Below are 26,220 nucleotides of genomic sequence, written 5' to 3' on the forward strand. Positions count from 1 at the left end.
AGGGAACGAGGCCGTGAGCCCGTCCGACCACCCGGCGCGCACCGCGCCCGTCTCCGGGCTGCAACGCGGCCTCTGGTTCCTCGACCGCCTCGACCCGAAGGCCGTCACCTACTGCACCCCCTGGACCCTCGACGTCACCGGCCCGCTCGACCTCGCGCTGCTCCGACGCGCGCTGGACGCCGTCACCGCCCGGCACGAGACCCTGCGCACCACCTTCGCGCTGCACCCCGACGGCCCCCGCCAGCACGTGCACCACCGGCTCGCCGTGCCGCTCGCGGAGACCGACCTGCGGGACCACCCCGACCGGGCCGCGCGCCTGGAGGAGCTGCTCGCCGCCCGCTGCGCCGAGCCCTTCGACCTGGCGGCCGGCCCGCTGCTGCGCGCCGAGGCCTTCCGGCTCGCGGACGAGCGCACCACCGTGCTGTTCACCGTCCACCACATCGTCTGGGACGGCTGGTCCGCCGAGGTCTTCGAGCGCGAACTCGCCGAGCTGTACGACGCGGCGCTGCGCGGCCGGGAGGCCGAACTGCCGGAGCTGACCGTGCAGTACGCCGACCGCGCCGAGGAGGAGCTCGGCACCTCCTACGAGGAGCACCTGACCTACTGGAAGGAGCAGCTGGACGGCGCCCCCGCGCTGCTGGAGCTGCCCACCGACCGGCCCCGGCCCGCCGAGCGCGGCGCGGCCGGCCGCACCGAGGGGTTCGACCTCGCCCCGGGGACGGCGGCGCGGGTCCGCGCCCTGGCCGAGACCGAGGGCGTCACCCCGTTCACCGTCCAACTGGCCGCCTTCGCCCTGCTGCTGAACCGCTGGACCGGCGCCGACGACCTGGTGGTCGGCACCCCGGTCACCACCCGCGACCGGCCCGAACTGGAGCACCTGCTCGGCTACTTCGTCAACCTGCTGCCGCTGCGCCTGCGGCTCGCGCCCGCGCTGAGCTTCCGGGACCTGCTGGAGCACGTCCAGGACGTCGCCTTCGAGGCGTACGGCTACCTCGATCTGCCCTTCGACCAGATCGTCGACCGGCTCGGCGCCGCCCGCAGCGCCCAGCACCCGCCGCTGGTCCAGGTGGTGTTCGGCGCCCATGGCGAGGACCGCACCCCGCTGGCGCTCGGCCCGGCGGCCACCGCCCGCAGCCGGGTGCGCTCCAACGGCACCAGCAAGTTCGACCTCACCTGGTCCGTCTTCGACGGGGGAGACGGCGGCGAGCTGCGCGGCGAGGCCGAGTACCGCAGCGAGCTGTTCGACGCGGAGACCGTCCACCGGCTGGCCGCCGAGTTCGACGCCCTGCTCACCGCGGCCCTGGACGACCCCGACGCCACCGTGCTGCGGCTGACCACCCGCCCCGCCGAGGGGGCCGCGGCCACCGACACCCCCGGCCACTGCCTGCACCACCTGTTCGAACGGGCCGCCGACGCCCACCCCGACCGGCCCGCCGTCAGCGACCCCGACCGCACCCTGGGCTACGCCGAACTCGACCGCCGGGCCAACCGCCTCGCGCACGCCCTGCGCGCCCGCGGCGCCGGCCCCGGGGACCGCGTCGGCATGCTGCTGGACCGCACCGCCGACGTCCTGGTCACCGTTCTCGGCGTGCTCAAGACCGGCGCCGCCTACGTGCCCGTCGACCTGGCCGCCCCCGCCGACCGCGCCGCGCTGGTCTTCGGCGACACCGGCGTCGCCCTGGTCGTCACCGACCGCCCGGACCTGGTGCCCGAAGGCCCCTGGCAGGCCTACGACCTGACCGCCGAGGCCGCCGACCTGGCCGTCCGCCCCGACACCCGCCCGCCGGCCGCCGGCCGCCCCGGCGACGTCGCCTACGTCATCTTCACCTCCGGCTCCACCGGCCGCCCCAAGGGCGTCGCCGTCGCCCACGAGCACGTCAGCCGGCTGATGGCGGACGGCGAGCGGCACTTCGGCTTCGGTCCGCGGGAGACCTGGACGCTCTTCCACAGCTACGCCTTCGACTGGACGGTCTGGGAGATGTGGGGCGCCCTGCTGCACGGCGCCCGCCTGGTCGTCGTCCCGTACGTGACCAGCCGCTCGCCGGAGGAGTTCGCCCAGCTGCTGGCGGAGGAGGAGGTCTCGTACCTCTGCCTGACCCCCTCGGCGCTGCGCCAGTTGGAGCCGGTGCTGCGGCGCAGCCCGCGCGCCCTGCCCGCACTGAAGTGGATCATGCTGGGCGGGGAGGCGCTGGACCCGGCCGTCGTCCAGCGCTGGTTCGAACTCGACCCGCCGCCCCCGGCCCGGCTGTGCAACCTGTACGGCATCACCGAGACCACCGTCCACGTCACCACCCACGACCTGGCCGGCAGCGCCGGCTTCGAGCGCAGCCTGATCGGCACGCCGATGCCGCACCTGAGCGCCCAGGTCCTGGACGACTGGCTGCGGCCGGTGCCGCCCGGCGCGGCCGGCGAGCTGTACATCGGCGGCGGCAGCCTCGCCCACGGCTACTGGGGCCGCCCCGGCCTCACCGCCGGGCGCTTCGTCGCCGACCCGTACGGCCCGCCCGGGGCCCGGCTCTACCGCACCGGCGACGTCGCCCGGCGGCTGCCCGGCGGCGGGCTGGAGTACATCGGGCGCGCCGACTTCCAGGTCAAGCTGCGCGGCTTCCGGATCGAGCTCGGCGAGATCGAGAACGCGCTCGCCGCCCACCCGGACGTGGACGCCTGCGTCGTCACCGTGCACGAGGACCGCCTCGCCGCGTACGTCACCGGACGCGAGCCCGCCGACGTCCGTGCCTTCCTCGGCCGCTCGCTGCCCCCGTACATGGTCCCGGCGAGCTTCACCGTGCTGGAGTCGCTGCCGCTGACCGTCAACGGCAAGGTGGACCGCGCCGCGCTGCCCGCCCCCGGCCAGCGCGCCACCGCCACCGGAGGCCGGCACGTCGAGCCGCGCACCCCGGAGGAGGAGGCCTTCGCCGCCGTCTGGACGGAGGTCCTCGGGGTGGACGGCATCGGCGTCCACGACGACTTCTTCCACCTCGGCGGCGACTCCATCCGGGCCGTCCAGCTGGCCGGCGCGCTGCACGAGCGCGGCTGGGGGCTGAGCCTGCGGGACGTCTTCAACGCCCCCACCGTCGCCGCCCTGCTGCCGCTCGCCGAGCCCGTCACCGAGGGCCCGGACGCCCACGAGCCCTTCGCCCTGGTCACCCCGGAGGACCGCGCCGACCTGCCGCCCGGCCTGGTCGACGCCTACCCGATGGTGTCCATGCAGCTCTCCATGGTCTTCCACATGGAGATCGCCGGCGGCACCGACAGCTACCACAACGTCAACTCCTACAAGATCTCCGGCGACCTCGACGAGCAGGCCTTCCGCCGCTCCGTCGCCGAGGCCATGGACCGCCACGCCGTGCTGCGCACCGGCCTGGACCTGTCCGGCTACGGCGAACCGCTGCAGCTCGTCCACGGCCGGCTGCCCGCCCCCGTCGAGTTCGCCGACCTGCGCGGCGCCGCCGAAGCGGACCAGGACGCCGCGATCCGCGAGGTGTTCGACACCCACCGGTGGACGCCCTTCGACCTCACCGCGCCGCCGCTGTTCCGGATCACCGTGCAGCGCCTCGCCGAGGACGCCTTCCAGCTCACCGTCTCCGAGCACCACGCGATCCTCGACGGCTGGAGCTTCACCTCGCTGCTCACCGAGATCCTGGAACGCCACACGGCCATCGCCGAGGACCCGCTCGGCGCGCCCGCCCCGCCGCCGCGCACCGCCTTCCGCGACTTCGTGGCCGTCGAACGGCAGGCCGCCGGGGACGAGCGCTCGCTCGCCTACTGGCGCGAGCGGCTGGACGGCGTCAGCGGCCAGTCCTTCCCCGGCAGCGAGTCCGTGCACGAGGCGCCGCGCACCGTCGAACGGGTCCTGCCGGAGGCGCCCGGACAGTTGCGCGACGTCGCCGACGCGCTCGGCGTGCCGGTCAAGTCGGTGGCGCTCGCCGCCCACCTGCACGCCCTCGCCGCCGTCACCGGGCGTCGGCGCGTCACCACCGGCCTGGCCGTCAACGGCCGGCTGGAACGGCTCGGCGGCACCGAGGTGTACGGGCTGTTCCTCAACACCGTCCCGCTGAGCTGCGAACCCACCGACGACCTGCTCGCCCTGGTCCGCGAGGTCCACCGCGAGGAGCTGGACATGATGCCGCACCGCCGGGTGCCCTTCGCCCGCCTCGCCCGGCTGATGACCGACACCGCGCTGGACAGCCAGTTCGGCTACCTGCGCTTCCACGCCCTCGGCCGGCTCAGCTCGGCCCGCATCGTGGACGGCCGGATCGGCACCGAGCCGACCCTGCGCCACGAACCCAACAGCTTCGCCTTCGGCGCCTCGGTCATCCAGGACCCGGTCACGCAGCGGGTGCTGCTCGCCGTGGACCACCAGCGCTCGCTGGTCGCCGACCACACCGCCGAGCAGTTCATCGACACCTACGCCGCCGCCCTGCACACCATGGCCGCCGCCGCCCGAGAGTCCTGAGGAGCCGTCATGACCGATCTGCTGGACCGCCTGCGCGACACCGTCGCCGCCCACCCCGGGCGCACCGCCGTCCTGGCCGGCGCCGACCGCCTGGACTTCGCCGAACTCGACCGCCGCACCGCCGCCCTGGCCCGCGCCCTGCGCGAGCGCGGCGTCGGCCGCGGCGACCGGGTCGGCGTCCACCTCGCCCGCACCGCCGACCTGCCGGTCGCCCTGCTCGCCGTCTGGCGGGCCGGCGCCGCCTACGTCCCGCTCGACCCGGCCTACCCCGCCGAGCGGCTCGCCCACATGGCCGCCGACGCCCGGCTCGCGGCCCTGATCAGCGCCGACGGCCTCCCGGCGGCCGACGGGGTGCCGGTGCTGCGCCCGGACGCCGCCGCCGACGGGCTGGGGGTACCTCCCGGCCGCCAGGCTGGGGGAGAACTGCCCCAGCACGCCCACCCGCTGGACCCGGCGTACGTCATCTACACCTCCGGCTCCACCGGCCGCCCCAAGGGCGTCGAGGTGCCGCGCGGCGCCGTCGCCGCCCTGGTCACGGCCCTGGAGGCGAGCGGCGCCTACCGCGCCGAGCCCGGCGTGGTCGGCTGGAACGCCAGCGTCTCCTTCGACGCCTCCGTCCAGCAGTGGGCCCGGATCTGCCGCGGCGACACCGTCCTGGTGATCGGCGAGGAGCACCGCGCCGACCCGGCCCGGGTGGCCGCCCTGCTGGCCGAGCACGCCGTCACCGACCTCGACCTGACCCCCTCGCACTGGGAGCTGCTGCGCGAGCCGCTGGCCGGCGCCCGGGTGCCGCGGCTGTTCATGGGCGGCGAGGCCGTCCCCGAGCGCACCTGGCGCGAGCTGGCCGACGGCGGCGTCGACGCGCTCAACCTGTACGGGCCCACCGAGTGCACCGTCGACGCCGTCACCGCGCCGATCAGCGGCCCCGGACCGCACCTGGGTGAGCCGCTGCCCGGGGTGAGCCTGCACCTGCTGGACGAGAAGCTCGCCCCCGTCCCCGACGGCGTCGTCGGCGAGCTGTACCTGGCCGGGCCCGGCCTCGCCCACGGCTACCTCGGCCGGCCCGGACTGACCGCCGAACGCTTCGTCGCCGACCCGGTCGCCACCGGGGAACGCATGTACCGCACCGGGGACCAGGCCCGGCGCGGCGAGGGCGGCCGGCTGGAGTACGTCGGCCGGGTGGACCGCCAGGTCAAGCTGCGCGGCTACCGGGTCGAGCTCGGCGAGGTCGAGCACGCCCTGGCCCGGCTGGCGGGCGTCCGGGCCGCCGCCGTCACCGTCCACGAGCCCGCCCCCGGCGACCGCCGGCTGGCCGGCTACGTCACCGGCGCCGTCACCGCCGCCGAGCTGACCGAGCGGCTGCGGGCCACCGTGCCCGCTCACCTGGTGCCCTCGGTGATCACCGTGCTGGACGCCCTGCCGCTCACCCCGAACGGCAAGGTCGACCTGGCGGCGCTGCCCGCTTCCGCCGCCGCCCCCGCCTCCGCCGCCGCCTCCGGCTCCGCCGCGGATTCGGGCGCCGGCGGACTGGCCGGGCAGGTCGCCGAGGTCTGGGGCACCGTGCTCGGCGTCACCGGCCTCCGGCCCACCGACGACTTCTTCTCGCTCGGCGGCCACTCCATCGCCGCACTGCGGGTCGTCCACCTGCTGCGCCGCCGCCTCGGCATCGAACTCCAGCTGCGCCACCTGCTCGACTCGGCCGACCTGGCCGCCTTCACCGCCACCGTCGAACGGGCCGTCGCGGCCGGCACCGCCGCCCCCCGGCCCGCCCTGACCGCCCGCGCCCGGGCGGCCGGCGCATGACCACCGCCCTGCGGGTGCGGCCCCGCGTCGAAGGGGACTGGCTGTTCGTCCCCGTGCCCCAACCGCGGAGCCCGTACCGGCTGTTCTGCTTCCCGCACGCCGGGGGCGACGCCACCGCCTACACCCCGCTGGCCCGCGCCCTCGCCCCGGTGGCCGAGGTCTGGGCGGTGCGCCCGCCGGCCCGCGGCGGCCGGCTCGGCCACCCGATGCCCGCGAGCTTCGACCTGCTGGTCGACGCCGTCCTGGAGGCCCTCGGCCCGCACCTGACCGGGCGGTTCGGCTTCTACGGGCAGAGCTTCGGCGCCCTGCTCGGCTACGAGGCCGCCCGGGCGCTGCCGGCCGGGCGGCGGCCCGAACTGGTCGTCGCCGCCTCCGCCTCGCCGCCCGCCGCCTGGGCCGGGGCGGACCGCCCCCAGTACACCGCCGACGAGCTGCTGCGCCTCGCCGGAATGGGACAACTCGTCGAGGGCGAAGCCGAGTTGAAGGAGCACGCGCTGCGCGGCATCCGCACCGACCTGGACGTGGTCGACACCTACCGGCCCCGTCCGCACCCGCCGATCGGCTCCGCCCTGCACACCGTCGTCGGCGCCGAGGACCCGCTCCTGGCCGTCGGCGGCCTCGAAGGCTGGGCCGCCCACACCAGCGGCGGCTCCGGCCACCACGTCGTCCCCGGCGGCCACCTGCTCGCCACCGTCGACGGGCCCGGCCCGGTCGACCTGCTGACCTCCCTCATCGCGCGGCCCGGCGCCGCGCACCTGTCCCGGACGGAGCACTGATGCCCACCACCACCGCGGTCGACCTCACCGACCCCGACCTCTGGGCCCGGCCCGACACCCCCGCGCTGGTCGCGGAGCTGCGCCGGGAGTCCGCCGTCCACCGCACCGACACCGTCGACGACGGGCCGGTCTGGTCGGTGCTCTCCTACCGGCACTCCGCCGAGGTGCTGCGCAACGCCGCCGTCTACAGCTCCGAGCAGGGCTCGCTGCTCGGAGCCGGCGAGGGCAACGTCCCGGTCGGCTCCGGCCGGATGATGGCCCTCACCGACCCGCCCCGGCACCGCGAACTGCGCGCCCCCGCCAACCCGTTCTTCTCGCCCGGCGCCGTGCGCGGGGCCGCCCGGGGCATCGCCGGACTCGCCGCCTCGATCGTCGACCGGGCCGTCGAACTGGGCGAGGTGGACCTCGTCGACGCGGTCTCCGCGCTGCCGCTGTCCGTCATGTGCGACCTGCTGGACGTCCCCGAGGGCGACCGCGAGATGGTCGAGCGGGTCTGCGACGTCGCGTTCCTCGGCCGCACCCCCGAGGAGCGCCGGGCCGGCCACCAGCAGCTCATCCCGTACCTGCTGCACCAGGTGATGCTGCGGCGCAGCGACCCGCGCGACGACCTGATCAGCATGATGGCCACCTACCGGGTCGGCGGGAGGCTGCTGCCGATCGAGGACGTCGTCCTCAACCTGGACAACATCGTGGTCGGCGGCGTCCAGACCGTCCGCCACACCGCCGCGATGGGCCTGTACACCCTGGTCCGGCACCCCGAGCTGTGGCGGAGGCTCCAGCGCGGCGAGGTCGGCATGGACTCGGCGCTGGACGAACTCCTGCGCTGGACCTCGGTCGGGCTGCACACCCTGCGCACCGCGAGCCGGGACACCGAGCTCGACGGGCGCACCATCCGGCGCGGCGACCGGGTCGCGGTCTGGGTCTGGTCCGCCAACCGGGACCCGGAGGCCTTCGACCGGCCCGAGGAGATCCTGCTCGACCGCGCCCCCAACAAGCACCTCGCGCTCGGCCTCGGCGCCCACTACTGCGTCGGCGCGCCGCTGGCCAAGGCCGAACTCGGCGGCCTGTTCACGGCGCTGCTGGAGCGCGTCGCCGTGATCGAGCAGACCGGGCCGGTCGTCCACAACCGCTCGATCATCAACTTCGGCCTGGACCGCTTCCCGGTCCGCCTCACCCCGCGCTGAACCGCCGGGTGCCGAGCCGGCCGACGGGGTGGCCGACAGGGTGGCCGACGGGACGGCGGGCGGGGCGGCAGGCGGCAGGGCCCAACTGCCGCGTTCCTGCCGCGACTCCTGCCCTTCCGCCCCGCGGCCCGCCCCTACCTTCGAAGCAACCCGAGCGAAGCAAGCCGAGCTTCGAAGAAACCCGAAGAGGACACCATGAGCAACCCGTTCGAGGACGACAGCGCCGGCTACCTGGTCCTGGCCAACGACGAGAACCAGCACTCGCTGTGGCCGGTCTGGATCGACGTGCCGGCCGGCTGGACCACCGTCCACGGCGAGGACACCCGCCAGGGCTGCCTCGACTACATCGAGGCCAACTGGACCGACATCAGGCCCGCCAGCCTGGTCGCCGCCCTCTCCGCCCCCGCCGACCGGTGACCGCCGCCATGCCGACCTGGGAACTGAACCCCGGCCGCCCGGCCCTCGCCCACGCGCCGCGCACCGCGGACATGGGCGAGGCCTGCGAGTGGCTGCGCGAGAACGAGAGCGCGCTCACCGACGCCCTGCACCGGTACGGCACCATCTTCCTGCGCGGCCTGCCGGTCACCGGCACCGAGGACGTCGCCGCCGTGCGCGACGTCCTCATCCCCGAGCGCACCCCCTACCGGGAGAAGGCCACCCCGCGCAGCGACTACGGCAACGGCGTCTACTCGTCCACCGACCTGCCGCCGGTCCAGCCGATCCGGATGCACAACGAGAACAGCTACACCCTGACCTTCCCCGGCCGGCTGCTCTTCGCCTGCCTGACCGCCCCCGACGAGGGCGGGGCCACCCCCACCGCGGACTGCCGCCAGGTGCTCGCGCAGCTGCCCGCCCACCTGGTGGAGCGGATGCGGACCAACGGCTGGACGCTCACCCGCAACTACTCGGACTACATCTCGCTCGGCTGGCGCACGGCCTTCGCCACCGAGGACCGCGCCGAGGTCGAGGCCTACTGCAAGGAGAACGGCATCAGCTGCGAGTGGCTGGCGGACGGCAACCTGCGCACCACCCAGGTGCGCCCCGGCACCATCCGCCACCCGCGGACCGGCGAGCAGGTCTGGTTCAACCACCTCGCCTTCTGGAACGCGTGGTCGCTCGACCCGGACATCCGGGAGGCGATGACCGAGGAGTTCGGGCCGGACGGACTGCCGTTCAACACCGGCTTCGGCGACGGCGAGCCGCTGGAGCGCGCCGACGTCGACGCCCTCAACGAGGCCTACCACGCCGCCACCGTGCGGGAGCGCTGGCAGGTCGGCGACGTGATGCTGGTCGACAACGTGCTCTGCGCCCACGGCCGGGACCCGTACCGGGGCGGGCGCAAGATCGCCGTCTCGATGGGGCAGCCCCTGGAGATCCAGGACTGCCGGCCCACCGCGGGGCTCACCGTCTGACCGCCGTCCGTCCCCTCGACCAGCCCGTGCCGTCAGTAGACCCGAGTAGAGGAAGCACCGTGATCCCGGTTTCGTACGCCCAACAGCGGCTCTGGCTGATCGACCAGATCGAGGGGCCGACCGCGCTGTACAACCTGCCGTTCGCCCTGCGCCTGCGCGGCGCGCTCGACACCGCCGCGCTGCGTGCCGCGACGGCGGACGTGGTCGCCCGGCACGAGGCCCTGCGCACGGTGTTCCCGGTGGCCGGGGGAGTCCCGGTGCAGCGGATCCTGCCGGCCGAGGAGGCGCGACCGCGCTTCCTGGCCGAGGACTGCGCACCGGCCGACTACCCGGCCCGCCGGGACGCCGCGGCCGCCGAGACCTTCGACCTGAGCCGCGAACTGCCCATCCGGGTCACGGTGTTCACCCTCTCCCCGACCGAGCACGTGCTGCTCGTGGTGCTCCACCACATCGCCGGCGACGGCTGGTCGCTCGGCCCGCTGCTGCGCGACCTCGCCGAGGCCTACCGGGCCCGGCTGGCCGGCGGCGCCCCCGACTGGGAGCCGCTGCCGATCCAGTACGCCGACTACGCGCTCTGGCAGCGCGACCTGCTCGGCGACGAGCACGACCCCGAGAGCCTGCTCGCCCGCCAACTCGCCCACTGGCGCGAAGCGTTGGCCGGGCTGCCGGAGGAACTGGAACTGCCGACGGACCGCCCCCGGCCGCCCGCCCCCACCGGCGCCGCCGACTCCGTCGACCTCGCCTGGGACGCCGGCCTGCACACCGCCCTGCTCGACCTCGCCCACACCCACCGCACCACCCTGTTCACCGTCCTCCAGGCCGGCCTGGCCGCCCTGTTCACCCGGCTCGGCGCCGGCACCGACATCCCGCTCGGCACCGGCCTCGCCGGACGCGCCGACGAGGCCCTGGACGACCTGGTCGGCTTCTTCGTCAACTCCCTGGTCCTGAGGGCGGACACCTCCGGCGACCCGGGCTTCGCCGAACTGCTCGGCCGGGTCCGGGAGGCCCAGCTCGACGCCTTCGCCAACCAGGACCTCCCCTTCGAGCGCCTCGTCGAGGAGCTCAACCCGCCCCGCGCGCTCGGCCGCCACCCGCTGTTCCAGACCCTGCTGGTGCTCCAGAACCACGGCCAGGACGCCGAACTCGCCCTGCCCGGGCTGGAGTCCGCCCCCGAACCGATCGGCCTGCGGGTCGCCAAGTTCGACCTCAACATCGGCATCGCCGAACAGCACGGCCCCGACGGCGCCCCCGCCGGGCTCACCGGCTCGATCGAGTACGCCGCCGACCTCTACGACCGCGCCACCGTCACCGCCCTCGCCGAGCGGCTCGGCCGGCTGCTGGCCGGCGCCGCCGCCGACCCCCACGCCCCCATCGGCACCCTGGAGCTGCTCGCCCCCGAGGAGCGCACCCGCGTCCTCACCGAGTGGAACGCCACCGACGCCCCCCGGTGGAGCGGCACCCTCGCCGAGTCCTTCGAGCGCCAGGCCGACCGCACCCCGCACGCCACCGCCCTCGTCCACGACGGCGGCACCCTCGACTACGCCGCACTCGACGCCCGCGCCAACCGGCTCGCCCACCACCTGACCGCCCTCGGCGTCGGCCCCGAGACCCCCGTCGCGATGCTGATGGAGCGCTCCGCCGACGTCGTCGTCGCCACCCTCGCCGTCCTCAAGGCCGGCGGCTGCTACGTCCCCATGCACCCCGGCCTGCCGCCCGAGCGGATGGCCGACGTGCTCGCCGACACCGGCGCCCCCGTGCTGCTCACCGACCGCGCCGACCCCGGCTTCCCGCACGGCGCCGCCGTGGTCCGCCCCGGCGACGAGGCCGGCGCCCCCGACCACCGCCCCGGCCTGCCCGTCCACCCGGACCGGCTCGCCTACGTGATGTACACCTCCGGCTCCACCGGCCGCCCTAAGGGCGTGGCCGTGCGCCACCGCGACGTCGTCGACCTCGCCGCCGACCGGCGCTGGCAGGACGGCCGCCACCAGCGCGTCCTGCTGCACTCCCCGCACGCCTTCGACGCCGCCACCTACGAGATCTGGACGCCCCTGCTGGCCGGCGGCACCGTCGTGGTCGCCCCGCCCGGCGCCCTCGACGCCACCGCCCTGCACGCCGTCACCGTCCGCCACGGCGTCACCGCCGTCTTCCTCACCAAGGCCCTGTTCGACCTCGTCGCCGAGCAGGCCCCGGAGACCTTCGCCGCCCTGCGCGTCGTCTGCACCGGCGGCGAGGCCGCCTCCGGCACCCTGCTGCGGCGCGTCCTGGACGCCTGCCCCGACCTGCTGCTCGCCCACGTCTACGGGCCCACCGAGACCACCACCTTCGCCACCCACCACCCGCTCGCCCCCGCCGACCTCGACGGCCCCCGGGTGCCGATCGGCGGCCCGCTGGACAACATGCGCGGCTACGTCCTGGACGCCCGGCTGCGCCCCGTGCCGCCCGGCGTCCCCGGCGAGCTGTACCTCGCCGGCGCCGGCCTGGCCCGCGGCTACCTCAACCGGCCCGGCCTGACCGCCGAACGCTTCGTCGCCTGCCCGTACCTGCCGGGCGAGCGGATGTACCGCACCGGGGACCTGGTCCGCCGGCGCGCCGACGGCGCCGTGGAGTTCCTCGGCCGGATCGACGGCCAGGTCAAGCTGCGCGGCTTCCGGATCGAGCTCGGCGAGATCGAGGCGGCGCTGTCCCGCCACCCCGCCGTCCGCCAGGTCATCGTGATCGCCCGCGAGGACCGCCCCGGCGACCTGCGGCTGGTCGCCTACTGCACCGCCGAGCCCGGGCTCACCCCGGACGGGCTGCGCTCCTTCGCCGGCACCGTGCTGCCCGGCTACATGGTCCCCGCCGCGGCCGTCCTGCTGGACGCCCTGCCGCTCAACGCCAACGGCAAGGTCGACCGCCGCGCCCTGCCCGCCCCCGACCTCGCCGCCGACGACACCGGGCGCGCCCCCCGCGACGAGCGCGAACGGGTGCTCTGCGAGCTCTACGGCGAACTCCTCGGCATCGACGACATCACCATCGACGACGACTTCTTCGCCCTCGGCGGCCACTCCCTGCTCGCCACCCGCCTGGTCGGCCGGGCGCGCACCGAACTCGGCGTCGAACTCGCCATCGGCGACCTCTTCCAGGCGCCCACCGTCGCCGGGCTCGCCGAGCGGATCGCCGAGCGCGCCGCCGGGGCCCCCGCCCAGGCCCGCCCGGCGCTGCGGCCCGCCGTCCGGCCCGAGCGGGTGCCGCTCTCCTTCGCCCAGCGCCGCCTCTGGTTCCTCGCCCAGGCCGAGGGCCCCACCGCCACCTACAACATCACCCTCGCGCTGCGGCTGCGCGGCCCGCTCGACCCCGCCGCCCTGGCGGACGCCCTCGGCGACACCGTCCGGCGGCACGAGGCGCTGCGCACCGTCTTCGCCGAGCACGACGGCACCCCGTACCAGCGCATCCTGGACGGGCCCGTGGCCCCGCTGCTCACCACCACCGACCGCCCGGTGGACGAACTCGCCCGGCACGGCTTCGACCTGGCCGCCGACCTGCCCGTGCACGCCTACCTGCGGCCCGAGGGCCCGGACGAGCACGTCCTGGTCCTGGTCCTGCACCACATCGCCGGGGACGGCGCCTCGCTCGGCCCGCTCTACCGCGACCTCACCGACGCCTACCGGGCCCGCCAGGGCGGCCACGCCCCCGACTGGGAGCCGCTGCCCGTCCAGTACGCCGACCACGCGCTGTGGCAGCACGGACTGCTCGGCGACGAGGACGACCCGCAGAGCCTGGCCGCCCGCCAACTCGCCCACTGGCGCGAGGCGTTGGCCGGGCTGCCGGAGGAGCTGGCACTGCCCGCGGACCGCCCCCGGCCGCCGGTCGCCAGCCACCGCGGCGCCGTCGTCCCGCTGGAGCTCGACGCGGACCTGCACGCCCGGCTCGCCGACCTCGCCGCCGAGCACGGCGCGACGCTCTTCATGGTCCTCCAAGCCGCCTACGCCACCCTGCTGCACCGCTTCGGCGCCGGCACCGACCTGCCGATCGGCACCCCGGTGGCCGGGCGCCTCGACGAGGCCGCCACCGACCTGGTCGGCTACTTCGCCAACACCCTGGTGCTGCGCACCGACCTCTCCGGCCGGCCGAGCTTCGCCGAACTGCTGCGCCGCGTCCGGGAGACCGACCTCGCCGCGTACGAGCACCAGGACACGCCGTTCGAGCGCCTGGTCGAGGAGTTCAACCCGGTCCGCTCGCTGGCCCGGCACCCGCTGTTCCAGGTGATGCTGACCTTCGCCGCCGCCGCCGAGGGCGGCCCCGCCTTCCCCGGCGTGACGGCCGCCGAGGAACCGGTGGAGTACGGCACCGCCAAGTTCGACCTCAAGCTGGCACTGACCGAGCGCCACCGCGCCGACGGCACCCCGGACGGGCTCGCGGGCGGGCTGGAGTACGCCACCGACCTGTTCGACCCGGAGACCGCGCAGCGGCTGGCCGACGTGCTGGCCCTGATCCTGCGGCAGGCCGCCGCCGACCCGGAGCTCAGCGTCGCGGCGGCCGGGCTGACGCCCGCGGGCGGGGCGGCCGAACTCCGCCACTCCGCAGGGCCGTTGGCTTCGGAGGTGCCGCTGCTTCCGGCGGTGTTCGAGGAGCAGGCGGCGGTCACGCCGGAAGCGGTGGCGCTGGTGTGCGGTGACGAGGTGCTGACGTACCGGGAGTTGGACGCGCGGGCCGGACGGCTCGCGGGCCGGCTGGTCGGTGCCGGGGTGACGCCGGGCGCGATGGTGGCGCTGGCGCTGCCGCGCTCGGTGGAGTCGGTGGTCGGGCTGCTCGCGGTGCTGAAGGCGGGCGGGGTGTACCTGCCGCTGGACGCCGAGTACCCGGCGGACCGCACCGCCTACACCCTGACGAACGCCGGGCCCGCGCTGGTGCTGACCGATGGCCGCTGGCCGCTGCCCGAACTGCTCGCCGAATTCCAGGTGTTGGACGTCACCGATGCGCCGGGTCCGGCGGAGTTCGCCAGGCCTGTCCTGGGCGGGGCGGATGCGGCGTACGTGATCCACACGTCCGGCTCGACGGGCCGCCCGAAGGGTGTGGTGGTCTCGCACGGGAGCATCGCCGCCCTGCTGGCCGGCCACCGCGCGACGCTGGTCGCGGACGCGGAGGCGGCGCACGGCAGGCTGCGGGTCGCGTTGACGGCTTCGCTCTGCTTCGACGCCTCGATGGAGGTGGTGCTGTGGATGGTCGCCGGGCACGAGCTGCACCTGATCGGTGACGAGGTGCGTCGGGACGCCCGGCAGCTGGTCCGCCACGTCCACGCGGTCGGGCTGGACGCGCTGCACGTGACTCCGTCGTACGCCGAGCAGCTGGTCGAGGAGGGGCTGCTGGAGGAGCCCGCGCCGAAGCTGCTGCTGCTCGGTGGCGAGGCCATCGGGCAGGGCCTGTGGACCAGGCTGTGCGCGGCTCCGCTGACCTCCGGCCACACCATGTACGGGCCGACCGAGTCCACCGTGCACGCCCTCACCCGGCCGTTCGACGGTGCGCACCGGCCGGTGCTCGGCCAGACCGTCGCCGGGACCACCGGGTACGTGCTGGACGAGAACCTGAACCAGGCGCCGGTCGGCGTCCCCGGGGAGCTCTACCTGGCCGGCGCCGGACTGGCCCGGGGGTACCTGGGCCAGTCCGCTCTCACGGCGGAGCGCTTCGTCGCCAGCCCGTTCGTCGCGGGTGAGCGGATGTACCGCACCGGGGACCTGGTGCGCCGCGCCCGCGACGGCGAGCTGGAGTACCTCGGCCGCACCGACAACCAGGTGAAGATCCGCGGCTTCCGGATCGAACCCGGCGAGATCGAGGCCGTGCTGGCCGGCCACCCGGCCGTGCGCCAGGCCGCCGTGCTGCCCGACGACAGCGGCCGGCGCCTGGTCGCCTACGTGGTCGCCGACGGCCCCCTCGACGCGGCCGCCCTGCGATCCTTCGCCGCCGAGTCGCTGCCCGGCTACATGGTCCCGGCCGCCTTCGTGGAGCTCGACGCCCTGCCGCTGACCGCCAACGGCAAGCTGGACCGCGCCGCGCTCCCGGCCCCCGACTTCGCCGCGCTGGCCGGCGGCCGGGCCGCCCGCACCCCGCAGGAGGAGATCCTCTGCGGCCTGTTCCGCGAGGTGCTCGGCCTCGACGTGGTCGGCGCCGACGACGACTTCTTCGAGCTCGGCGGCCACTCGCTGCTCGCCATCCGGCTGCTCAGCCGGGTCCGCGCGACGCTGGGCGCGGAACTCGGCATCCGGGACGTCTTCGAGGCGCCGACACCGGCCGGGCTCGCCGCCTGCCTGGGATCGGGGGCGGAGCGTCTCGCGCTGACCGCCTACGTCGAGCGGCCGGAGCGGGTGCCGCTCTCCTTCGCCCAGCGGCGGCTCTGGCTGATCGACCGGATCGAGGGGCCGAGCGCCCTCTACAACTCGCCGCTGGCGCTGCGCCTGACCGGCGAGCTGGACCAGGCGGCGCTGGAACGCGCCCTCGGCGACCTGGTCGCCCGGCACGAGGTCCTGCGCACCCTGATGGTGGAGACCGACGGCGAACCGCACCAGCTGATCCTGCCGGCCGGGGCGGCCTCGGTGCCCTTCGAGGTCCGGGACTGCCCGGCCGAGGAGGTCGGCGAGTCCGTCGACGCGGCCTCCCGCCGGCCCTTCGACCTGGCGGCCGAACTCCCGGTGCGCGCCCTGCTGTTGCGGGTCGACGCCGAGGAACACGTGCTGGTCCTGGTGCTGCACCACATCGCGAGCGACGGCTGGTCGACCCGCAAGCTGGTGCGCGACCTCGCCGCCGCCTACGCGGCGCGGACGGCCGGAACCGCGCCGCGACAGGCTCCGCTGCCCGTCCAGTACGCCGACTACGCGCTCTGGCAGCGCGACCTGCTCGGCGACGAGGCCGACGAGGAGAGCCTCTTCTCCCGCCAACTCGCCTACTGGAACGAGACCCTGGCCGGAATGCCGGAGGAGCTCGCGCTCCCGGCGGACCGCCCCAGGAGCGCCGCCGCCAGCCACCAGGGCGACCGGGTGGCACAGCTGCTCGACGTCGAACTCCACCGTGCGCTGCGGACCCTGGCGCGCGAGCAGCGGGTGACGATGTTCATGGCCATCCAGGCCGCCTTCGCCGCCCTGCTCACCCGGCTCGGCGCGGGCACCGACGTGCCGATCGGCTCCGTGGTCGCCGGGCGCTCCGACGAGGCGCTGGACGAACTGGTCGGCTTCTTCGTCAACACCCTGGTGCTGCGCACCGACACCTCGGGCAACCCGAGCTTCACCGAGCTGCTGGCCCGGGTCCGGGAGGCCGACCTCGGCGCCTACGCCCACCAGGACGTGCCGTTCGAGCGCCTGGTCGAGGAGCTCAACCCGACCCGCTCGCTGGCCCGGCACCCGCTCTTCCAGGTCGCGATGGTGCTCCAGAACAACGAGCAGGCCGACGCCTCCTCGTCCGGCCTGTGGAACGGGGTGCTGCCGGCCGCCACCGGGGTCGCCAAGTTCGACCTCAACGTGACCGCCCAGGAGCTCTTCGGCCCTGACGGTGAGCCCGCCGGGATCGACTTCGCGCTCGACTACGCGACGGACCTGTTCGACCAGGAGACGGCCGAGGCGATCGTCCGCCACTTCGCCGGCCTGCTGGCGGCGGCCGTCGAGCGGCCGGACACCCGGATCGGGGCACTGCCGCTGGTGAGCCCGGCGGAACTGGCCGAACTGCTGGGCGGTGCAACGCCGTTGGCTTCGGAGGTGCCGCTGCTTCCGGCGGTGTTCGAGGAGCAGGCGGCGGCCACGCCGGACGCGGTGGCGCTGGTGTGCGGTGAGGAGGTGCTGACGTACCGGGAGTTGGACGCGCGGGCCTCGCGGCTTGCGGGTCGGTTGGTCGGTGCGGGGGTGACGCCTGGCGCGGTGGTGGCGATCGCCTTGCCGCGCTCGGTGGAGTCGGTGGTCGGGCTGCTCGCGGTGCTGAAGGCGGGCGGGGTGTACCTGCCGCTGGACGCCGAGTACCCGGCGGAGCGTACCGGGCACATCCTGGCGGACGCACTGCCCGCGCTGGTGCTGACGGACAGCCGCTGGCCGCTGCCCGACGTGCTGGCCGAGCTGCCGGTGTTGGACGTCACGGACGTTCCCGGTCCGGTGGAGTTCACCAGGCCTGTCCTGGGCGGGGCGGACGCGGCGTACGTGATCCACACGTCCGGCTCGACCGGTCGCCCGAAGGGTGTGGTGGTTTCGCACGGGAGCATCGCCGCCCTGCTGGCGGGCCATCGGGCGACGCTGGTCGCGGATGCGGAGGCGGCGCACGGCAGGCTGCGGGTGGCGTTGACGGCTTCGCTCTGCTTCGACGCCTCGATGGAGGTGGTGCTGTGGATGGTCGCCGGGCACGAGCTGCACCTGATCGGTGACGAGGTACGTCGGGACGCGCGGCAGTTGGTCCGCCATGTCCGCGAGGTCGGGCTGGACGCGTTGCACGTCACTCCGTCGTACGCCGAGCAGTTGGTCGAGGAGGGGCTGCTGGAGGAGCCGGCGCCGAAGCTGTTGCTGCTCGGCGGTGAGGCGATCGGGCAGGGCCTGTGGACGCGGCTGTGCGCGGCTCCGCTGACCGCCGGCCACACGATGTACGGGCCGACCGAGTCGACCGTGCACGCCCTCACCCGGCCGCTTGACAGCGTGGACCGGCCGGTGCTCGGCCGGGCTGTCGAGGGGACGGCCGGGTACGTGCTGGACGAGCACCTGAACCTGGTCCCGCGTGGGGTGGCGGGCGAGTTGTACCTGGCGGGTGCCGGACTGGCCCGCGGGTACCTGGGACGCGCCGCGCTGACGGCGGAGCGGTTCGTCGCCAGCCCGTTCGTCGCGGGTGAGCGGATGTACCGGACCGGGGACCTGGTGCGTCGTGCCCGTGACGGTGAGCTGGAGTACCTGGGCCGGACCGATGACCAGGTGAAGATCCGTGGTTTCCGGATCGAACTCGGTGAGATCGAGGCGGTGTTGGCGGCCCATCCGGCCGTCCGTCAGGCCGTGGTGACCGTTCGGGAGAGCGAGGACGGGGACCGTCGGCTGATCGCCTACTGCGCGGTGGCCGGGGAAGCCGGCCCCGAGCTCGGTAGCGCGCTGCGCCGGTTCACCGCCGAGTCGCTGCCCGGCTACATGGTCCCGGCCGCCGTGGTGACGCTCGACGCCCTGCCGCTGACCGCCAACGGCAAGCTGGACCGCGCCGCGCTCCCGGCCCCCGACTTCGCCGCGCTGGCCGGCGGCCGGGCCGCCCGTACGCCGCAGGAGGAGATCCTGTGCGGCCTGTTCGCCGAGGTGCTCGGCCTGGACGCGGTCGGGGTGGAAGATGACTTCTTCGCGCTGGGCGGGCATTCGCTGCTCGCGACCCGGTTGCTCAGTCGGGTCCGTTCGACGCTGGACGCGGAGTTGGCCGTCCGGGACGTCTTCGAGGCGCCGACGCCCGCCGGGTTGGCGGCCCGCCTGGGTTCGGGGGCGGAGCGTCTCGCGCTGACCGCTCACACCGAGCGGCCGGAGCGGGTGCCGTTGTCCTTCGCGCAGCAGCGCCTCTGGCTGATCGACCGGATGGAGGGGCCCAGCGCGGTGTACAACCTGCCGCTGGTGCTCCGCGTGGCGGGCGAGCTGGACGCCGACGCCCTCGGCTCGGCCCTGGGCGACCTGGTCGCCCGGCACGAGGTCCTGCGCACGCTGGTGGTGGAGACCGACGGCGAACCGCACCAGCTGATCCTGCCGGTCGGGGCGGCCTCGGTGCCCTTCGAGGTCCGGGACTGCCCGGCCGACGAGGTCGGCGAGTCCGTCGACGCGGCCTCCCGCCGGCCCTTCGACCTGGCGGCCGAACTCCCGGTGCGCGCCCTGCTGTTGCGGGTCTCCTCGGAAGATCACGTGCTGGTCCTGGTGCTGCACCACATCGCCGGTGACGGGTGGTCGATGGGTCCGCTGCTGCGTGACCTCGCCGCCGCCTACGCGGCGCGGACGACGGGCGCCGTGCCCGGGTGGGCGCCGCTGCCCGTCCAGTACGCCGACTACGCGCTCTGGCAGCGTGAGCTGCTCGGCGACGAGGCCGACGAGGAGAGCCTCATCTCCCGCCAACTCGCCTACTGGAACGAGGCCCTGGCCGGAATGCCGGAGGAGCTGGCGTTGCCGGCGGACCGTCCGCGGGGTGCCGTCGCCAGCCACCAGGGCGGCCGGGTGGTGCTTCCGCTGGGTGCCGAACTGCACCGTGCGCTGGTGACGTTGGCGCGTGAGCAGCGGGTGACGATGTTCATGGCCGCGCAGGCGGCGCTCGCCGCCCTGCTCACCCGGCTCGGTGCCGGAACGGACATCCCGATCGGATCGGTGACGGCGGGGCGCTCGGACGAGGCGGTGGACCAGCTGGTCGGCTTCTTCGTCAACACGCTGGTGCTGAGGACCGACACCTCGGGCAACCCGAGCTTCAGCGAGCTGCTGGCCCGGGTCCGGGAGACCCAGCTCGACGCCCATGCCCACCAGGACGTGCCGTTCGAGCGCCTGGTCGAGGAGCTCAACCCGACCCGCTCGCTGGCCCGGCACCCGCTGTTCCAGGTGATGCTGGTCCTTCAGGGCGGCGGTGACACGGCGCCGCTGGACGCGACCGGGCTGGACGTCTCGGTCGAGCCGTCCGGTCGTGCGGTCGCCAAGTTCGACCTGAGTGTCGGCATCGGTGAGTCCTTCGGTCCGGACGGCGCACCGGCCGGTCTGGAGTGCGTGGTCGACTTCGCGACGGACCTGTTCGACCGGGAGACGGTCGAGGCGATCGCCGTCCGGTTCAGCCGGCTGCTGGCCGCGGTCGCGGCCGGTCCGGACCTGCCGATCGGCAGGGCGGAGCTGCTGTCCTCGGCGGAACTGGCCGAACTGCTGGGCGGTGCCACGCCGTTGGCTTCGGAGGTGCCGTTGCTTCCGGCGGTGTTCGAGGAGCAGGTGGCGGCCACGCCGGAGGCGGTGGCGCTGGTGTGCGGTGACGAGGTGCTGACGTACCGGGAGTTGGACGCGCGGGCCGGACGGCTTGCGGGTCGGCTGATCGGTGCCGGGGTGATGCCGGGGGCGGTGGTGGCGATCGCCTTGCCGCGCTCGGTGGAGTCGGTGGTCGGGCTGCTCGCGGTGCTGAAGGCGGGCGGTGTGTACCTGCCGCTGGACGCCGGGTACCCGGCGGAGCGCACGGCCTACACCCTGGCGGATGCCGAGCCCGTTCTCGTGCTGACCGACGACCGGTGGCCGCTGCCCGAACTGCTGGCAGAACTCCCGGTGTTGGACGTCACGGACGCGCCGGGATCGGCACAGGGTCCCCTGATCGCTCTGGGCGCAGCGGACGCGGCGTACGTGATCTACACCTCCGGTTCCACCGGCCGCCCCAAGGGTGTGGTGGTCTCGCACGGCAGTCTCGCCGCCCTGCTGGCCGGCCATCGGGCGGGCATGATGGCGGGGGAGGAGAACCGGAAGTTCGCGCTGACGGCCTCGCTCTGCTTCGACGCCTCCTGGGAGGGCCTGCTGTGGATGGTGGTCGGGCATGAGCTGCACCTGATCGACGACGAGGTCCGCCGGGACGCCGGGCAACTGGTCCGCCATGTGCGCGAGTCGGCGATCGACGTGGTGAACGCCACGCCGTCCTTCCTGGTCCAACTGGTCGAGGAGGGCCTGTTGGAGGCGCCGGCGCCGAGCGTCGTGCTGGTGGGCGGCGAGGCCGTCGGCCAGGCGCTGTGGACACGGTTGCGGGAGACCCCGGGGCTGCGGGCGTACAACCTGTACGGCCCGACCGAGTCCACCGTGGAGGCGCTGGAGCAGCCGTTCGACGGTTCGGACCGGCCGGTGCTCGGCCGGGCCGTCGCCGGGACTGTCGGGTACGTGCTGGACGAGCACCTGAACCCGGCGCCAGCCGGCATCCCCGGGGAGCTGTACCTGGCGGGTGCCGGACTGGCCCGGGGGTACCTGGGCCGCGCCGCGCTCACGGCGGAGCGGTTCGTCGCCAGCCCGTTTGTGTCGGGTGAGCGGATGTACCGCACCGGGGACCTGGTGCGCCGGGCCCGTGACGGTGAGCTGGAGTACCTCGGCCGTACCGACGACCAGGTGAAGATCCGCGGCTTCCGGATCGAACTCGGTGAGATCGAGGCGGTGTTGGCCGGCTACCCGGCTGTCCGTCAGGCCGTGGTGACCGTTCGGGAGAGCGAGGACGGGGACCGTCGGCTGATCGCCTACTGCGCGGTGGCCGAGGATGCCACCTCCGAACTCGGCGGCGCACTGCGCCGGTTCACGGCCGAGTCGCTGCCCGGCTACATGGTCCCGGCCGCCGTGGTGACGCTCGATGCCCTGCCGCTGACCGGCAGCGGCAAGGTCGACCACCGTGCCCTGCCCGAACCCGACCTGGCAGCATTCGCGCCGGCCGGTGGCCGGGCGGCCCGTACGCCGCAGGAGGAGATCCTGTGCGGTCTGTTCGCGGAGGTGCTCGGCCTGGACGTGGTCGGGGTGGAGGACGACTTCTTCGCGCTGGGCGGGCATTCGTTGCTCGCGACCCGGTTGCTCAGTCGGGTGCGCTCGACGCTGGCCGCCGAGTTGGCCGTCCGGGACGTGTTCGAGGCGCCGACGCCGGCTGGGCTGGCGGCCCGCCTGGGTTCGGGGGCGGAGCGTCTCGCGCTGACCGCCTACGCCGAGCGGCCGGAGCGGGTGCCGTTGTCCTTCGCGCAGCAGCGGCTCTGGCTGATCGACCGGATGGAAGGGCCCAGCGCGGTGTACAACCTGCCGCTGGTGCTCCGCGTGACGGGCGAGCTGGACGCCGACGCCCTCGGCTCGGCCCTGGGCGACCTGGTCGCCCGGCACGAGGTCCTGCGCACGCTGATCGAGGAGGAGGACGGCACCCCGTACCAGCGCGTCCTGCCGGCCTGGGCGGCCCGGGTGCCCGTCGAGCTGCTGCCCGAGGGCACCGCGCCGGAGGCCTGCACCGGGCGCCCGTTCGACCTGGCCGCCGACCTGCCGATCCGGGCCCACCTGATCCCGGCCGGGCAGGCCGAGTACCTGCTGGTCCTGGTGCTGCACCACATCGCCGGTGACGGGTGGTCGATGGGTCCGCTGCTGCGGGACCTCGCCGCCGCCTATGCGGCGCGGACGGCGGGCACCGTGCCCGGGTGGGCGCCGCTGCCCGTCCAGTACGCCGACTACGCGCTCTGGCAGCGCGAGCTGCTCGACGAAGCGGACCAGGACGGACCGATGGCACGCCAACTCGGCTACTGGCGCGAGGCGTTGGCCGATCTTCCGGAGGAGCTGGCGCTGCCGGCGGACCGTCCGCGGGGTGCTGTGGCCAGCCACCGAGGTGACCGGGTGGTGCTTCCGCTGGGTGCCGAACTGCACCGTGCGTTGGTGACGTTGGCGCGTGAGCAGCGGGTGACGATGTTCATGGCCGCGCAGGCGGCGCTCGCCGCTCTGCTGACCCGGCTCGGTGCGGGCACCGATGTGCCGATCGGTTCGGTGACGGCGGGGCGTTCGGACGAGGCGGTGGACCAGCTGGTCGGCTTCTTCGTCAACACCCTGGTGTTGCGGACGGACACCTCGGGCAACCCGAGTTTCACGGAGCTGCTGGCCCGGGTCCGGGAGACCCAGCTCGATGCGCATGCCCATCAGGACGTGCCGTTCGAGCGCCTGGTCGAGGAGCTCAACCCGGCCCGCTCGCTGGCCCGGCACCCGCTCTTCCAGGTGATGCTGGTCCTTCAGGGCGGTGGCGACACGGCGCCGCTGGACGCGACCGGGCTGGACGTCTCCGTGGAGCCGTCCGGTCGTGCGGTCGCCAAGTTCGACCTGAGTGTCGGCATCGGTGAGTCCTTCGGTCCGGACGGCGCGCCGGCCGGCCTGGAGTGCGTGCTCGACTTCGCGACGGACCTCTTCGACCGCGAGACGGCCGAGGCGATGGTCCACCACTTCGCCGGCCTGCTGACGGCGGCCGTCGAGCGGCCGGACACCCGGATCGGGGCACTGCCGTTGGTGAGTCCGGAGGAGCGGGCCGAAATGCTCGGTGCTGCACGGCCGTTGGCTTCGGAGGTGCCGCTGCTTCCGGCGGTGTTCGAGGAGCAGGTGGCGGCCACGCCGGAGGCGGTGGCGCTGGTGTGCGGCGAAGAGGTGCTGACGTACCGGGAGTTGGACGCACGGGCCGGACGGCTCGCGGGTCGGCTGGTCGGTGCCGGGGTGACGCCCGGTGCGGTGGTGGCGTTGGCGCTGCCGCGCTCGGTGGAGTCGGTGGTCGGGCTGCTCGCGGTGCTGAAGGCGGGCGGGGTGTACCTGCCGCTGGACGCCGGGTACCCGGCGGAGCGCACGGCCTACACCCTGGCGGACGCCGAGCCCGCGCTGGTGCTGACCGACGACCGGTGGCCGCTGCCCGAACTGCTCACCGAACTCCCGGTGTTGGACGTCACGGACGTGCCGGGATCGGCGGAGTTCACCAGGCCCGTCCTGGACGGGGCGGACGCTGCCTACGTGATCTACACCTCCGGCTCGACGGGCCGCCCGAAGGGTGTGGTGGTCTCGCACGGGAGCCTCGCCGCTCTGCTGGCCGGCCACCGGGCGGGCATGATGGCGGGGGAGGAGAGCCGGAAGTTCGCGCTGACGGCCTCGCTCTGCTTCGACGCCTCCTGGGAGGGCCTGCTGTGGATGGTCTCCGGGCATGAACTGCACCTGATCGGCGAGGACCTGCGCCTCGACGCGGCCGCGCTGGTCCGCCACCTCGGTTCGCACGGCATCGACGTGGTGAACGCCACCCCGTCCTTCGTGGCCCAACTCGTCGAGGAGGGCCTGCTGGAGGCGCCTGCGCCGGGCGTCGTGCTGGTGGGCGGCGAGGCCGTCGGCCAGGCGCTGTGGACGCGGCTGCGGGAGACCCCGGGGCTTCGGGCGTACAACCTGTACGGCCCGACCGAGTCCACCGTGGAGGCGCTGGAGCAGCCGCTCGACGGCTCGGACCGGCCGGTGCTCGGCCGGGCTGTCGCCGGGACCGCCGGGTACGTGCTGGACGAGCACCTGAACCCGGTGCCCGTCGGCATCCCCGGGGAGCTGTACCTGGCGGGCGCCGGACTGGCCCGCGGGTACCTGGGACGCGCCGCGCTCACGGCGGAGCGGTTCGTCGCCAGCCCGTTCACCCCCGGCGAGCGGATGTACCGCACCGGTGACCTGGTGCGTCGTGCCCGGGACGGTGAGCTGGAGTACCTCGGCCGCACCGACGACCAGGTGAAGATCCGCGGCTTCCGGATCGAACTCGGCGAGATCGAGCAGGTGTTGACGACTCACCCCGAGGTCGCCGCGGCCGTCGTCCGGCCGGACGACAGCGGCACCCGACTGGTCGCCTACCTGGTCACCGACCGCCCGCTCGACCCGGCCGGCCTGCGGGCCTTCACCGCCGAGCGGCTGCCCGCCCACATGGTGCCCGCCGCCTTCGTCGCGCTGCCCGCCCTGCCACTGACCGGCAGCGGGAAGGTCGACCACCGCGCCCTGCCCGCACCGGAGTTCGCCGCCCACCCGGCCGGCCGCCCGGCCCGCACCCCGCGCGAGCAGCTGCTCTGCACCCTGTTCGCCGAAACCCTCGGCCTGGAGCGCGTCGGCATCGACGACGACTTCTTCGATCTGGGCGGGCACTCCCTGCTCGCCATGAAGCTGCTCTCGCGCGTCCGCACCGCCCTCGGTGTCGATCTCGGCATGCGGGCGCTGTTCGAGGCGCCCACGGTGGCCGGGCTGGACGGCCGGCTCGACCAGGGCCCGGCGGCCGACGCCCTGGACGTGCTGCTGCCCCTGCGCACCGGCGGCGACCGGCCCCCGCTGTTCTGCGTCCACCCGGCGGCCGGCATCAGCTGGGTCTACTCCGGGCTGCTGCGCCACCTCGACCCGGGGCAGCCGGTGTACGGCCTCCAGGCCCGCGGCCTGCGCGGCGGGGCGCCGGCCAGCGTCACCGAGATCGCCGAGGACTACGTACGGCAGATCCGAGCCGTCCACCCGTCCGGCCCGTACCACCTGCTGGGCTGGTCCTTCGGTGCGGTGGTCGCCCAGGAGATGGCCGTCCGGCTCCAGGCCGAGGGCGCGCCGGTCGGGCTGCTGGCCCTGCTGGACGGTGGCCCGGCGGTCCGCACCGATGCCGCCCCGCCGTCCGAACCCGCCGACACGGTGGACGAGTTGCTGCGCTCGCTGGGCTACGACCCGGCGGACGGCAGCGGCCAGGCCGACCTGGCGGCGGTGCTCGGCGAGGCCGCGCACGTCCTGCCCGAGGTGTTCGACCGGCACCGCAAACTGATGGCCGAGCACCGGCCCCAGCACTACCGGGGCGATGCCGTCTTCTTCGGCGCCACCCTCGGCAAGCCGGCCGACTGGCCGTACGAGGAGGCCTGGCGGCCTCACCTGGACGGGCTGATCGAGGGCCACCGGCTGCCGTTCGGCCACGGCGACCTGGCCCGGCCGGAGCCGCTCGCCCGGATCGCCGCCGTCCTCGCCGACAAGCTGCGGGCCGAGAGCGCCGGCACCACCGGCAACGCCGGCACCACCGACAGTGCACGCACCACCGACAGCGCACGCACCACCGACAGCGCCGGCACCACCGGCAACGCCGAGAAGTCCCAGAACACCGAGAAGTCCGGAGCGTGA

7 protein-coding genes are annotated in these 26,220 nt (G+C 74.8%); all 7 read left to right on the forward strand.

Annotated elements, in window-relative coordinates:
- Positions 1-13 precede the first annotated feature (13 nt).
- The 7 genes from AMK13_RS40260 (at position 14) to AMK13_RS40290 (ending at position 26,220) form a co-directional block, all read left to right on the forward strand.
- Positions 14-4,456, forward strand: coding sequence for a non-ribosomal peptide synthetase (locus tag AMK13_RS40260; protein WP_074006472.1), 4,443 nt, complete (start codon positions 14-16; stop codon positions 4,454-4,456).
- A gap of 9 nt (positions 4,457-4,465) precedes the next feature.
- Complete coding sequence (locus AMK13_RS40265; RefSeq protein ID WP_079272956.1) at positions 4,466-6,259, forward strand: non-ribosomal peptide synthetase; 1,794 nt, start codon at positions 4,466-4,468, stop codon at positions 6,257-6,259.
- Positions 6,256-7,035, forward strand: coding sequence for a thioesterase II family protein (locus tag AMK13_RS40270; protein ID WP_241853240.1), 780 nt, complete (start codon positions 6,256-6,258; stop codon positions 7,033-7,035). Before AMK13_RS40265 ends, AMK13_RS40270 begins: the two co-directional genes overlap by 4 nt.
- The gene (locus AMK13_RS40275; protein ID WP_074006452.1) at positions 7,035-8,219 is read left to right on the forward strand and encodes a cytochrome P450; all 1,185 of its coding nucleotides are present in this window, start codon (positions 7,035-7,037) and stop codon (positions 8,217-8,219) included. Before AMK13_RS40270 ends, AMK13_RS40275 begins: the two co-directional genes overlap by 1 nt.
- 195 nt (positions 8,220-8,414) lie before the next feature.
- Positions 8,415-8,636: an MbtH family protein gene (locus AMK13_RS40280; protein ID WP_049650867.1), complete on the forward strand. Its 222-nt coding sequence runs from the start codon at positions 8,415-8,417 to the stop codon at positions 8,634-8,636.
- An 8-nt stretch (positions 8,637-8,644) separates the two neighbouring features.
- On the forward strand, positions 8,645-9,631 hold the full coding sequence (locus AMK13_RS40285; protein ID WP_074006474.1) for a TauD/TfdA family dioxygenase: 987 nt from the start codon (positions 8,645-8,647) through the stop codon (positions 9,629-9,631).
- A gap of 59 nt (positions 9,632-9,690) precedes the next feature.
- Positions 9,691-26,220, forward strand: coding sequence for a non-ribosomal peptide synthetase (locus AMK13_RS40290; RefSeq protein WP_074006453.1), 16,530 nt, complete (start codon positions 9,691-9,693; stop codon positions 26,218-26,220).

The sequence above is a fragment of the Streptomyces sp. CB02056 genome (assembly GCF_001905545.1).
Classification (GTDB): Bacteria; Actinomycetota; Actinomycetes; order Streptomycetales; family Streptomycetaceae; genus Kitasatospora.